General features: G+C 75.0%; 7 protein-coding genes and 1 pseudogene. 1 reads left to right on the plus strand and 7 read right to left on the minus strand.

The window, feature by feature from the left end:
- The 3 genes and pseudogenes from ACPCUX_RS06630 to ACPCUX_RS06640 all read right to left on the minus strand — a co-directional run.
- Positions 1–1,264: pseudogene (locus ACPCUX_RS06630) on the minus strand (hypothetical protein); the annotation flags it as partial.
- A 33-nt stretch (positions 1,265–1,297) separates the two neighbouring features.
- Positions 1,298–2,317 carry a sugar phosphate isomerase/epimerase family protein gene (locus ACPCUX_RS06635; RefSeq protein ID WP_034651214.1) on the minus strand — a complete coding sequence of 340 codons (1,020 nt, stop codon included), beginning with the start codon at positions 2,315–2,317 and terminating at the stop codon, positions 1,298–1,300.
- Between the two features lie 94 nt (positions 2,318–2,411).
- The gene (locus ACPCUX_RS06640) at positions 2,412–6,089 is read right to left on the minus strand and encodes a PQQ-dependent sugar dehydrogenase (protein WP_423388417.1); all 3,678 of its coding nucleotides are present in this window, start codon (positions 6,087–6,089) and stop codon (positions 2,412–2,414) included.
- Between the two features lie 614 nt (positions 6,090–6,703).
- Here ACPCUX_RS06640 and ACPCUX_RS06645 point away from each other — a divergent pair.
- A complete protein-coding gene (locus ACPCUX_RS06645) occupies positions 6,704–6,979 on the plus strand; it encodes a type II toxin-antitoxin system Phd/YefM family antitoxin (RefSeq protein ID WP_021483283.1) in 276 nt (91 codons plus the stop codon).
- Positions 6,980–7,073: 94 nt separating this feature from the next.
- Here ACPCUX_RS06645 and ACPCUX_RS06650 read toward each other — a convergent pair whose 3' ends face one another.
- From ACPCUX_RS06650 to ACPCUX_RS06665, 4 genes are all read right to left on the minus strand, one after another.
- Positions 7,074–7,694, minus strand: coding sequence for a M15 family metallopeptidase (locus ACPCUX_RS06650; protein ID WP_423388418.1), 621 nt, complete (start codon positions 7,692–7,694; stop codon positions 7,074–7,076).
- A gap of 139 nt (positions 7,695–7,833) precedes the next feature.
- Entirely contained in the window at positions 7,834–10,767 is a 2,934-nt protein-coding gene (locus tag ACPCUX_RS06655) for an FAD-binding and (Fe-S)-binding domain-containing protein (RefSeq protein WP_415297495.1), read from the minus strand.
- Positions 10,764–11,651 carry a MurR/RpiR family transcriptional regulator gene (locus tag ACPCUX_RS06660; RefSeq protein ID WP_021482220.1) on the minus strand — a complete coding sequence of 296 codons (888 nt, stop codon included), beginning with the start codon at positions 11,649–11,651 and terminating at the stop codon, positions 10,764–10,766. Before ACPCUX_RS06660 ends, ACPCUX_RS06655 begins: the two co-directional genes overlap by 4 nt.
- Complete coding sequence (locus ACPCUX_RS06665) at positions 11,648–12,802, minus strand: BadF/BadG/BcrA/BcrD ATPase family protein (protein ID WP_423388419.1); 1,155 nt, start codon at positions 12,800–12,802, stop codon at positions 11,648–11,650. Before ACPCUX_RS06665 ends, ACPCUX_RS06660 begins: the two co-directional genes overlap by 4 nt.
- Positions 12,803–12,843: the final 41 nt, after the last annotated feature.

Here is a 12,843-nt window from a genome sequence, read left to right on the forward strand (position 1 = left end):
CGGTGAGCGTGATCGTCGCGGTGTAGGTGCCGCGCGGCGTGTCGAGCGGCATCTTGAGGTCGAGCTCGGCCCCGATCACGGACGCGCCGCGCGCGTGGCCCTCGTCGGCCCGCGCGAGGGTGCGTGCCTGCTTGAGCCCCTCGCCCTCGTCGAACCCGGACGCGACCGGGGCGCCGGCGACCGCGTCGCCGCCGTTCTCGATGACGCCCGGCGTCCAGCCGAGGTGCTTGCCGTCGACGGTCTGGCCGCCCGCCGTGAAGTCGGACACCTGGCCGGTGACCGACCACGCCGGGTCGCCCGCGCGCGTGTCCTGCACGCGCACGGGGACGAGCTGGCCCTGGGCCTGGTAGTAGCTGAGCTCCTCGTCGGCGACGCCGAGGTCGACGAGGCGCGACGAGCCCTCGAGCGACCACGTGAGCTCGCCCCCGGACTGCTGCGGCACGGTGACGGCCACGGCCTGGTCGCCCTCGGGCGCGGCCCCCGGCTCCTCGCCGGTGTGGTCGCCCTCGACGCCGCCCGCGGTGTTCCCGGGCCCGAAGACGGCGGCCGGGTCGTTGCCCGTCGCGCGGATCGTGCCCTGGACCGCCGTGCCCGCGACCCGCAGGTTGCCGGCGTTGCCGCTGAGCACGAGGTCGCCCGCGACCGCGTTGCCCCACTCGTCGGCCTCGCCGGACGCCGTCGCGCCGACGAGCAGGTCGCGCGCACCGTTGCTCACGGTGAGCGTGCCCCCGACCACGGCGCCCGCGACCGTCACGCCGAACGCGGAGCCGTCGAGCGTCGCGTCGCCGCGCACGGACGTGCGCAGCAGGTCGACGTAGCTCGCCTCCTGCGTGAGCAGCCCGCCGGAGACGGTCGAGTCGCTGATCTCGACGTCCACACCCCCGGCCGCGACGTCGCCCCCGACGGTGAGGTCGTTGAGGTACAGGAACCCGTTCCGGGTGCCCGCCGAGTAGACGCTGACGTCCCCGGCGACGCTCGTGCCGTCGAGCAGCACGCCGTACGCGTCGGTCGCGACGACGTCGCCCCCCACGGTCACGGACGTCGCGTCGAGCCAGCCGCCCGGCTGGACCACGACGTCGCCCTCGACGGTCGCGCCACCGAGGACGCAGTCCGCGCCCCCGGGGACGACGAGGTCGCCGCTGACGGTCCGATCGCCGAGGTCGGTCGTGCACTCGACGTCGGCGGCCTGCGCCGCGGGCGCGACCGCCGTGGCCGTGGCCACCGCGAGCAGCGCGGCGGCCGGGACCTTCCACTTCCACTTCATGTGATGCTCCTTGTCAGGTGTGGTCGGTCCGCGTCAGCCGCGGAGCGAGGAGATCTCGCCGTAGCTGCGGCGGGCGTTGCCCAGGGAGTTGAGGGCGTTGCCGGGCTCGGCCACGGTCGCCGCGTTGTCCTGCTCGTACAGCCCGAACCGCTGCCCTCGGTCGCGGAGCTGGGAGAGGAACGCCTGGTAGGGGATGTCGCCGGCGCCGAACTCGATGATGTCGTAGCCGTTGCCGCTGGACTCGTTCGTCTTGCCGTCCTTGAGGTGCAGGATCGGGAAGCGGCGCGGGTCGCGCGTGACGTAGTCGATCGGTTCGAACCCGGGGTACAGGTGGCGGCCCACGTAGGCCCAGTAGACGTCCATCTCGAAGAACACGAGCTCGGGGTCGAGGTTGTCCCACAGCAGGTCGTAGACGCGCTGGTTCGGGTCGTCGCTGGTGAACGCCCACTCCTGGGCGTGGTTGTGCGAGTAGAGCTTGAGGCCCGCCGCGCGGGCCTTCTCGCCCATCTGGTTCCAGGTCTCGCAGGCCTGGAGCCACTGCGCCTTGGGGATGGGGCCGCCGTAGCCGCCCGCGATGGGGCCGCCCTGGCCGAGGTGCGGCATGCCGAGCGCGAGCGCCTTCTCGATCTCGGCGTCGATGTTCGCCGGGGTGAGGTTGACGTGCGCGCCGACGGCCCGCAGGCCGTTGTCGTCGAGCAGCTGCCGGATCTCCGGCACGGTGATCGCGCCGACGCTCCCCTGCGTGTAGCCCGCGAACTCGATCTCGGAGTAGCCGATGTCGGCGAGCTCCTCGAACACGGCCCGGAACCCGAGCGAGCTGACCTTGTCCCGCACGGTGTAGAGCTGGATGCCGATGCGGTTCACCGGCACGAGCCGGTTGCGCCCGCCGGACGGCGCGACCGCCGTCGGGAGGGCGCCGCCGAGCGCGTTCGCCGCCGACGGACCGAGGGCGGCCCCCACGCCCACGGCGACCGACGACGCCGCGAGCGCCTTGAGCAGGTTGCGACGGGTCATCGGCTTGGCCGAGACCGTCGGGTGGTGGTGTGAACTCATGTCTCTCCTTCGAGGTGAGCCGCCCCGGGACCGCACCCGGGGACGCCTGGGGGCCGGTGGCCCGGGCGGGTCGCCCGGGCCACCGGTGGGACGGTCAGCTGCGGACCGTGAGGGTGAGGTTCACCGTGCTGGGCGCGACCCCGGCGGACCCCTGGTAGCGGGCCTGCACCTGGTAGGTGCCGGTCGCCGCGAGCTTGGGGAGCGTCACGACGACGTCCCCCGCCGCGTCGAGCGTCCCGGTGAGCGACGCGACGGTGCCGTTGTTCTTGCGCACCGTCACCTGCACGTCGCCCGTGGGCACGACGCCGGTCGACGACTCCACGTGGAGCGTCGCCTTCGCCGCGACGGCGGGCTTCACCGGGTTCGGCGCCACGCTGCCCGTCGTGGTCGACCGGGCCTGGGCCACCGTGAGGCGCACGGTCCCCGCCGACGCCGTGTAGACGCCGTCGGCGCCGTACGTCGCGGTGAGGGTGTGCGTCCCGACGGCGAGCGACGGGTCGATCGCGATCGTCGCCGTACCGTCCGCGAGCGTCCCGCGCCCGACCTCGGTCTCGCCCGTGGTGAGCACGACCTCGCCCGTGGGCGTGCCGCCCTCGCCCGTGACCGTGACGACGGCCTCGCCCGGCGCGCCGTAGGAGACGCGCGCGGCGCCGACGGAGACCGTCGTGGCCGAGGCGACCGTCGGCTCGTCCGGGGCGTCGAGGTCGATCGTGAACGACACCGCGCCGGCCTCGGAGACGTTGCCGCCCGTGTCGGTCGCGCGGTAGAGCAGGTCGTACGCGCCGTCCTGCGAGAACGTCACGCCGTACTGCTGGTTCGCCGCGAGGTTCGTCCACGTCGCGCCCGCGTCGCGCGAGTACTGCACGCTCGCGACCGCGCCGTCGTCGGTGGCCTGCACGGAGAACCGCACCGGCTCGTTGAACACGCCGCCGACGCCCGTGGGCGCCTCCGGCGCGAGCGTGTGCGCGACGGTCGGGGCGGTGACGTCCGCCGCGCCCGCCCCCACCATGGTGATCGCGTCCACCGCGAGCTCGTCGGACGACGTCACGAACAGCGTGCCCGAGCCCTCGGGGGCGTCGAACGTGATCTCGACGTCCTGCCAGCCCTCGCCCGCGGGGACGACGGCGGTCGCGAACGGCTCGGCGTCGGCCGCGCCCCAGCGGAGCTGAAGCTCGCCGCTACCGCTCGCGCGGACCACGGCGCCGTCGATCCCGGCGAAGCTCACCGGGTCGTACCGCAGGAAGTCGCCCGCGCCGAGGCCGCGGACGGCGTTGCCGCCCCGTGCGGTCGCGTCGGCGAACACCTCGACGCCCTCGCGGCCGATCGCGTGCTCGCCCTGCTGCTCCTTCGGGTTGAGGCGCAGCGTCGCCTCGCCCGCGGCCGGCGGGAGGCCGTTGTGGCCCGCGTCGGTGTACGTGACGACGACCGCCCCGTACAGGAGCGCGCCCGGGCCGTGCTCGGGCGAGTTGGGGTCGGTGCGCCACGCGCCCGTGCAGCCCGTGCCCGTGGACTCGGGGTGCGCGTGCTCGTCGTGCCCGAGGCCGTAGGTCCACGCGACGCGCGAGCACACGGTGCCCGAGCCCGCCTGCGGGTCCTCGAACGCGGCGGCGTACGCCTCGAGCACGTCCGCCACCATCTGCGCGGTGACGGCGCCGCCGGAGATCGCGACGAGCTCGTCGAGGGTGAAGCCGGAGGCCTCGCCCAGCGTCTCGGCGTCGACCCCGAGCGTCTCGACGAGGACGTCGTGCCCGATCGCGTCGGCGAGCCACTCGCCGATCTGGTCGCCCGACGTGAGGTGCGGCGTCGGCGCCTCGCCGCCGCCGAGGTCGTCCTCGGCGTCGGTCGTGGTCACCTTGTACGGGACGGCCTGGCCCCAGTCGAAGAACGCGCCGTCGGCCGGGTACTCGATCGTGACCTCGGGCGCCTGGTTCCCGACAGAGATGACGCGCGACGTGAGGGAGAACTTGCCCGACGCGTCGGTGACGCGCAGGCGCGCGGTGTACGCGCCGATCTCCGTGTACGTGTGCGTCGCCCGGACGCCCTCGGCGTCGAACGTGCCGTCCCCGTCCACGTCCCACGCGTAGGTGAGGTCGTCGCCCTCGGGGTCGGACGACGTCGACGCGTCGAACGTCACCTCGAGCGGCGCCTGCGACGACGACGTGGGCGTCGCGGTGAAGCGCGCCTGGGGCGCCTTGTTGCCCTCGGCGTAGTCGATCCGGTACAGGCCCGCGTCGGGGTTCGCGCGGAAGAAGCCGTCGCCGTAGTCGAGCACGTAGAGCGAGCCGTCGGGACCGAACTCGAGGTCCATCGGGTTGTCGTGCGGCGGCTGGCCCGCCGCGGCGAGCGCGGCGTTCGGCAGGAAGTCCTCGATGTGCGTGACGTCGAAGGTCTCCCAGTCGACCGTGAACGCGGCGAGGTAGTCCTGCGAGAACTCGCCGAAGAACGCCTTGCGGTCCCAGTACGCGGGGAGCTTCGTGGTCGACGGGTTGTCGGCGTCGTAGTGGTAGACGGGACCGCCCATCGGCGCCTGGCCGGAGCCGGAGCCGAAGTTCACGAGCTCGTCCCACGGCTGGTCGCCCGGGTTGTCGCCGTACCAGAGCGTCGCGGCGCGGGCCGGCGGCAGCTCGCGCAGGCCCGTGTTCCAGCGGGAGTCGTTGACGAGGTTCTCGGGGTCGAAGAACTCCCCCGGCGTGCCCGTCGCGAAGTCCCAGTCGTTGTAGGCGAAGTTGTCGCCCTGGACATAGGGCCAGCCGGCGTTGTGCGGGTCGTCGAGCGAGACGACGTTCCACTCCACGAGGCCCATGGGCCCGCGGCCCGCGGTCTCCGCGACCGCCTTCGTCGCGTCGGGGCCGTAGTCGCCCCACGAGAGCGAGTTCGTCTCCGGGTCGACCTCGAACCGGAACGGGTTGCGCACGCCCATGACGAAGATCTCGGGGCGCGTGCCCTCGGTGCCCGGCGCGAACAGGTTGCCCTCGGGGATCGAGTACGAGCCGTCGTCCTCGACGTGGATCCGCAGGATCTTGCCGCGCAGGTCGTTCGTGCTCCCCGCGCCACGACGCGAGTCGAAGCCGGGGTTCATGCCGGGGGCGTCGTTGTTCGGCGCGAAGCCGTTCGCGCCCGGGGTGCTCGCGGGCGTGTTGTCGCCCGTCGTGAGGTAGAGGTTGCCGTCGCCGTCGAAGTCGATGTCCGCCCCGACGTGGCAGCACTGGCCGCGCTGCACCTCGACGTCGAGGATCACCTGCTCGCTCGCGAGGTCGATCGTGTCGCCCGTCCACTGGAACCGCGCGAGACGGTTCACGCCCACCCAGCGGTCCCAGTAGCTCTCGTCCTCGCCCGCCGGGAGCGAGTTGGGCGCGTTGCCCGTCGGAGTGTCCGCGACGCCGTCGCCGTCCGCGTCGCGCGGCGCGTAGACGAGGTAGACCCACCCGTTGTCCTCGAACTCCGGGTCGAGCGCGACGCCCTGGAGGCCGTCCTCGGAGTTCGCGTAGACGTCGAGCGTCGTGACCACGCGCGTGATGCCCGTCGCCGGGTCGGTGAGCCGCACGTCGCCGTTGCGGGCCGTGTGCAGGACGCGCGAGTCCGGGAGGATCGCGAGGTCGATGGGCTCGCCCACGTCCTTCGTCAGCAGCACGCGCTCGTAGTTGGACCAGTCGAGCGCCGCCTCGGCGCCCGGTTCCGCGCCGTGGTCGACGCCGTCGTGCGCGACGGCGGGTGCCGTCGCCGCGCCCAGGCCCGTGAGCGCGAGGGCGCCAGCGGCCAGAGCCGCGGTCACCCGCCGGTTCCGGCGCGTACGCCGGTCGATATCCTTCATCTGATGCCGCTCCTGTGAGGTTCAGTCGCCTGTGAGGGGTCATCCGGACCGGGTCGCCCCCGTCGCGCCAACGACGGAATCAGGGCGGCTCGGTCTGTCTGTGCTGGTGGGAGGGCTGCGCGCCCCCTGCCCGGTGGTCCTCCTCGTCTCGTCGTCGAGCGCGATCCCCCCGCACGTCGTCGTGCGGACGGAGAGTGCCACCACGTGCACCGGGGCACGCGCGGAGGCGGTCGGGCCGTAGCGGTCGGGTGAAATTCACCTACCACTCGGTCGTCATCCTACGAGGCTTCTGTCGGGTGTCAATCAAAAGTCGAAAGTCCGCCGATGCACGGACTACAGGCAGGAACGCAGCCGAATCCTGACTGCGCTGTCGGGTTCGGGAACTGACCTCGAGCGCGCAGAGATCCCGCCAACGATCCGCCGTCGAGCACGTCGAGGCCGACGGCCTGCACGCCCGCTGCGCGGGCCTCCCGGCGTCCCGTGGGCCGAGAAGGCCGCGAGCACGGGAAGAAGGGGGTGCCTCTTTGGCAAGAATGAGGCTATTCACAGGCTCGTAGTCCGGACAGTATGAGCGCATGAAGTCGGTAGCTCTGAGCGAGGCGAGGGACAGGCTGTCGGCCCTGGTGGACGAGGCCGAGCGAGAGCTCCAGATCATGCGGATCACCCGGCAGGGGCGCGGTGCCGCGGTGCTGATGGCCGGGGACTACCTCGAGTCGCTGCGCGAGACGCTGTTCTGGCTGTCCGAGCCCTGCGTGCTCGACGACGTCGACGGGGCCCGTCGCGCCGCCGCCGAGGGCGCGACGACGTCCGGTGACGACCTGCGAGCACGGTCGGGGCTGCCGGCCCGGTGACCGCCGACCAGACCCCCAGCGTGGCGGCTCGAGGTCGCGACCGCGGCCGAGCGGTTGTTGCGACGCCTACCGCACAAGGTCGCGACCGCGGTGGTCAGGACCGGTACACCCAGTGCCACGGTTCGCGCGGGGTGTCCTCGACGAAGCCGAAGCGGCCGCCGTTGGTGCGCATCCACGCCTGGGCCCGGTCGTCCAGTTCGAGGTCGACCGCGATGCCCCAGCCGTGCGGGCTGGTCCCCGGCTCGGCGGCGAGCCCGCCCTGGGAGTACAGGCCCTTGCGCGCGGCGACGTCGACCTGCGCGTCGTAGGACCGGTAGGAGTCCGTGATGCCGATGCGGACGCCGTCGCGCGCCGCCTCGGCGAGCAGGCCCTCGAGCGCCTGGCCCGCGGGCGCCCAGAGGCGGTGGCCGGTCGTCCCGACCTCCTGCAGGGCGGTCCGGGGGATCTTCCCGTTGCCGTAGGCCGCGAGGTCGCCGGGGACACCGTCGACCGTGCGCGTCCGGTCGGGACCGGTCGCGCCCGCCACCGGGGTGCTGCCGGTGCCGGTCGAGCCCGCCAGCACCGTGCTGAGGAGCTCGTCGAAGCGCGCGCCGGAGCCGCTCGCGACCGCGTCCGCGGCGCGGGCGTCGACGGTGCGGACGTCGACGGCGCGGGCGGGGCTGAGGGTCGCCTCGATGGCAGCCACCCGCTGCGCGATCGCGGTGATGCCGTCCATCCGGTCGTCCTCCTGGGGGCGTGCCGGCGGTGGCGTCCACCGGTCAGCTCTCCCTATGCACCACGACGAGCGGTCTGCCGCCTCCCCGCGTCGCGGCGACCGCGCCGAGCGCGCCGACCGAGGCGCGACCGCGCGCGGCTCAGACGGTAGCGCCGGGGCGCGTGGCCGCCTCGAGGAGCTCGAGCACGTGGACGTAGTCCTCGCCCGTGGCGCGCGACATGCCCATCTCGCACGTCCGGTTGCTCGACACGTACGCGTCGAAGCGCCCCTCGGGGAGCGTGCCGGCGCGGTGCGCGACCTCGTCCGCCTCGGCGCGCGTCGCGCCCGCGGTGAGCTCGGGGTGCAGCATCCCCCGGTCGCCCGCGAACCCGCAGCAGCCCCAGGCCGTCGGCACGGTGGCGCGCTCGGCGACGGCCTCCGCCACGGCCCGCAGGTCGTCCACGGCGCCCAGGTGCACGGTCGCGCACGTCGGGTGCACGACGACGTCCCCCGCCCGCGCGACGTCGACCCCGCGCGCCGCGAGGCCGGGCAGCACGTCGGTGCGCACGAACGTCACGGCGTCGACGACCCGCAGGCGGGCGAACCGGTCGCGCGCCTGCTCGTCGCGCGGGTCCGTCCCGGTGAGGTGGCGCGCCGTCTCGGCGAGGCCGTGGGTGCAGCTCGACGCGTCGCACACGACCGGCAGCTCGCCCTCGCGCGTGGCGACCCACAGCGCGTCCACGACCTTGCGGGCCATGGCGGCCGCGCCGTCGGGCAGGCCCTTGGACGACCACGGGGTGCCGCAGCACAGCCCGCCGATCCCGTCGGGGACCACGAGCCCGACGCCCGCCCGCTCGCACAGCGCCCGGAACGCGGCCTCGGCCCCGACCGGGCGGCCCGCGCCGTCCCTGCCGCACGCGCCCCCGGGCAGGCCGGCCCCGGCGGGCGCGAAGAGCTCGCCCATGCACGACGCGAACAGCACCGCGCGCGCGGAGGCGTCGCCGCCGTCGGCCACGACGGCCGTGGTCCCGCGGCGCGGCCCGGGACCGGGCAGGTCGGCGTCGACGCGCGGCACGACGTCCGTCCCGACGACCCCGCGGGCGACGTCGGACGCGACGCGCACCAGCGGCGTCGGGAGCGCTTCGACGACGCCGAGCGCGGCGCGCAGGCCCGTGACCACGGTCCCCCAGTGCTCGGCGGCGGCCGCTCCCCCGCGCTGCACGAGCCGCGGCTGCGACCGCGCGCGGTGGCCCTTCATGACGACGCCCGTGTCGATGCCCACGGGGCACGCCTCGACGCAGAGCGAGTCCGCGGCGCACGTCGCGACGCCCTGGTAGGCGTACTGCCGCTCGAGCTCGCGCCGCTCGGCGGGCGGCGCGGCGGCCATCTCCTTGAGCAGCGCGATCCGCTGGCGCGGCGTGGTCGTCACGGTGCGCGACGGGCAGCCCGGCTCGCAGTACCCGCACTCGACGCAGCGGTCGACGAGCGCCGCGTCGTCCCCGCCCGCCGACGACTCGACCTTGAGGTTCCGCAGGTGCTCGTGGTCGTCGTCGGTGAGCACGACGCCCGGGTTGAGCAGGCCGTGCGGGTCGAGCAGCCGCTTGACCTCGCGCATGACGGCGTAGAGCTCGTCGCCGTACTGGCGCCGCACGAACGGCGCCATGATGCGGCCGGTGCCGTGCTCGGCCTTGAGCGTTCCGCCGTGGCCGAGCACGAGGTCGACGAGGTCGTCGCTGAACGCCGCGTACCGGTCGAGCTCGGCGCGGTCGCCGAGGCGCGGCGTGATCATGAAGTGCAGGTTGCCGTCCTTGGCGTGCCCGAACGTCACCGCGTCGCCGTAGCCCCGGCGCTCGAAGAGCGCGCCGAGGTCCCGCACCGTCGCGGTGAGGTCGGCGACGGGGACGGCCACGTCCTCGAGCAGCGCGGTGCTGCCCGCGGGCCGCGCGCCCGCGACGGCGGTGTACAGGCCCTTGCGCACGCGCCACAGGCGCTCGCGCGTCGCGGCGTCGGTCGTCACCGTGGCGGGGACGGCCAGGAAGCCGGCGAGCGAGCCGACGACGTCGCGCGCCGCCTCCTGGAAGGGCGCGAGACCGTCGGGGGTCGCCGCGCGGTACTCGACGAGGAGCGCGGTCTGCCGGTGGATGCCCGCCCCGGAGGCCAGCGAGCGCATCGAGGGATCGGCGGCCGGGTCCGCCGCGGCGACGCGGAGCGACGCCGCGTCGAGCAGCTCGATCGCCTCCGCGCCCGACGCGACGAGCGGCACGAGCGCGTCCGTGGCGTGCTCCAGCGAGTCGAGCACGAGGAGGGTCGTCGCGGCGTGCGCGAGGAGCGGCACCGTCCGGAACGTCACGTCGGCGACCCAGCCGAGCGTGCCCTCGCTCCCGACGAGCAGGTGCTCGAGGATCTTCACGGGCTCGTCGTGGTCGAGGAACGCGTTGACGGAGTAGCCCATCGTGTTCTTCATCGAGAACTGGCGCTCGATCTCCGCGCGCGCCGCCGCGCTGCCCCGCACGCGGTCGCGCAGCTCCGCGAGACCGCGGTGGATCGCGGGCTCGGCGGCGCGCAGGCGCGCGTCGGCGTCGGGCGCGCCCGTGTCGACGACCGTCCCGCTCGCGAGCACGACCGTCATCGCCTCGACCGTCCGGTACGCGGTCCGCGCCGTCCCCGACGACATGCCCGACGAGTTGTTCGCCACGACCCCGCCGATCGTGCACGCGATCTCGCTCGCCGGGTCCGGGCCGAGCCGGCGCCCGTGCCGCAGCAGGTGCGCGTTGACGAGCCGCAGCGTCGCGCCGGGCTCGCAGCGCACGCGCTCGCCGCCGTCGAGCACCTCGACCCGGGTGAAGCGCGTGCGCGTGTCGACGAGCACGCCCGCGCCCGACGCCTGGCCGGACAGGCTCGTGCCGCCGGAGCGGAACGTCACCGGCAGCCCGCGGCGGGACGCCTCGCGCATCGCGGCGACGACGCCGTCGCGGTCGTGCGCGCGCACGACGACCTCGGGCCGCAGGAGGTAGTGCGACGCGTCGTGCGCCTGCGCGACCCGCGTCAGGAGGTCCGTGCGCAGCTCGAGGCCGGGCGTCTCGACGGCGGTCACGGGCGCGTCCGGCGGTCGTAGCCGAGGCGGTGGGGCTGCACGGCCTCGTACGTCGCGCGCAGGTTCGCGGTCGTGCGGTCGTACAGGCGCTGTGCGACGCGCACGAACAGGAAGTCGACGAGCGCGAGCTGCGCGATGCGGCTCGACAGGGCGCCGGACCGGAACTGCGTCTCGCGCGCCGTCGTGGTGAGCACGAGGTCCGCGTGCTCGACGAGCGGCGACTCGGGGAAGTTCGTCACGGCGACGGTCGTCGCGCCGCGGTCGCGCGCGATGCGCAGGGCGTCGTTCGTCTCGACGGTGAGCCCGCTGTGCGAGACGCCGACGGCGACGGCGCCCTCGGCCAGGAGCGCGGCGGACTGGAGCTGGACGTGCGGGTCCGGCGACGCGAAGCACAGCAGCCCGATGCGCTGGAGCTTCTGCGCGAGGTCCTGCGCCGTGAGCCCGCTCGACCCGACACCGAACAGGTCGATCCGCGTCGCCTGCGCGACCGCGGCGGTGACCTGCTCCAGCGCGTCGAGGTCGAGCATGCGCGCCGTCTCCTCGATGGTGCGCGCCTCGTGGAACGCGATCTTCGTGACGACGTCGTGCAGCGTGTCGTCGGGGTCGATCTCGCCATGCGCGACGTTCGCGCGCTCCTGCTCGACGGCGCGGCGGCTCGTCGCCTGCGCGAGGTCGATGCGGAACTCCGGGTACCCGGCGTACCCGACCGCGCGGCAGAACCGCACGACCGTCGCCTGCGACGTCCCGACGAGCGCGGCGAGCTCCGTGATCGTCTTGCCCACGACGGCCGCCGGGTCGGCGAGCACGGCCTCGGCGATGCGCGCCTCGGCGGGCCGCAGGCTCGGCAGGGCCTGGCGGATGCGGACGAGGCCGTCGGCGGTCATGGGGTCTCCTCGGCGGTGGTCGGGTGCGGGGCGGTGCCGGGCGCGCCCGGCGGCAGGGCGGTCGGTGGCGCGGCGGTCGGTGGCACGGCGGTCGGTGGCGCGGCGTGGTCGCCGAGCGTGAGCCAGGGCGCGTGCTCGACGACGGAGCCCGGCTCGGTCGCGAGGCGCGCGGCGAGGTGCAGCGCGCCGTCGAGCGGCGTGCCCGCAGGGTCGACGAGCGCGACGTCGGGCCGCAGCACGGCGAGCCGCGCCCGGAACGCGTCGGTGAGGAGCGGGCCGATCCCCAGCACCCCGCCGGTCGCGGCGGCGAGCGGCGGGACGCCGTCGACGAGCGCGGCGGCGAGCGTCGTCGCGAGGTGGGTCCCGGCGCCCGCGAGGACCTGCCGCGCGACGGGGTCGTCGGCACGGGCGGCGGCCGCGACGTCGGGCGTGAACGACGCGAGCACCTGGGCGCGGTCGGGGCGCGTGTAGAGCTGCCCGGGCCACGACGGCACCGGGCCGAACCGCGCGACGGCGGCGGCGAGCAGCGCCGGCGAGCCGCCGGAGTCGCGGCCGTCGTGCGCGGCGACCGCGGCCCGCAGCCCCTGCGCGCCGATCCACGACCCGGAGCCCAGGTCGCCGAGCAGGTGGCCCCACCCGTCGACGCGGTGCCACACGGTCCGCAGGTCGGTGCCGAGCGCGATCGCCCCGGTGCCGACCGCCACGACGGCGCCGGGACGGCCGCCCAGCGCGCCGAGGTGCGCGGTGAGCGCGTCGGCCGCGACGGCGGTGCGCGGGCCGGGCCGGACGGACGGGTCGCCGTCGACCGCGGGGCCCGCGGCGGGAGGCAGGCCCGTGCGCAACGCGGCGTGCAGCTCGGCGGGGTCGCGCACGAGGGACGCGAGGCCGGTCGCACCGACCGCGGCCGCGGCGACGCCGTCCGCGGCGAGAGCGGGGACCGCGGCACGGAGGGCGTCGAGGAGGTCACGCACGACGTCCGCGGCGTCGCTCCCCGTCGGCCCGATCGCGACCGGTCGGCCGGACAGCGCGACGTCGTCCGTACCCGCACCGGACCCTGCCGCGGCGGGCAGGCGACGGGCGAGGAGGCGGCTCCCCGACCCCCCGACGTCGAGCCCGACGACCCACGGCCCCCCGAGCGTGCTGCTGCTCACGGGGCCAGTGTGGCACAAACTTTCACAGCAGAGAGGAAAAA

Origin of the sequence: Cellulosimicrobium sp. AB352, from assembly GCF_049538415.1 — a bacterium.
GTDB lineage: Bacteria > Actinomycetota > Actinomycetes > Actinomycetales > Cellulomonadaceae > Cellulosimicrobium > Cellulosimicrobium funkei.

Excerpts from the sequence above, each read along its gene's own strand:
- ACPCUX_RS06660 (WP_021482220.1), bottom strand. The coding sequence starts at position 11,651 with ATGACCGCCGACGGCCTCGTCCGCATCCGCCAGGCCCTGCCGAGCCTG.
- ACPCUX_RS06645 (WP_021483283.1), top strand. The coding sequence starts at position 6,704 with ATGAAGTCGGTAGCTCTGAGCGAGGCGAGGGACAGGCTGTCGGCCCTG.
- ACPCUX_RS06650 (WP_423388418.1), bottom strand. The coding sequence starts at position 7,694 with ATGGACGGCATCACCGCGATCGCGCAGCGGGTGGCTGCCATCGAGGCG.
- ACPCUX_RS06635 (WP_034651214.1), bottom strand. The coding sequence starts at position 2,317 with ATGAGTTCACACCACCACCCGACGGTCTCGGCCAAGCCGATGACCCGT.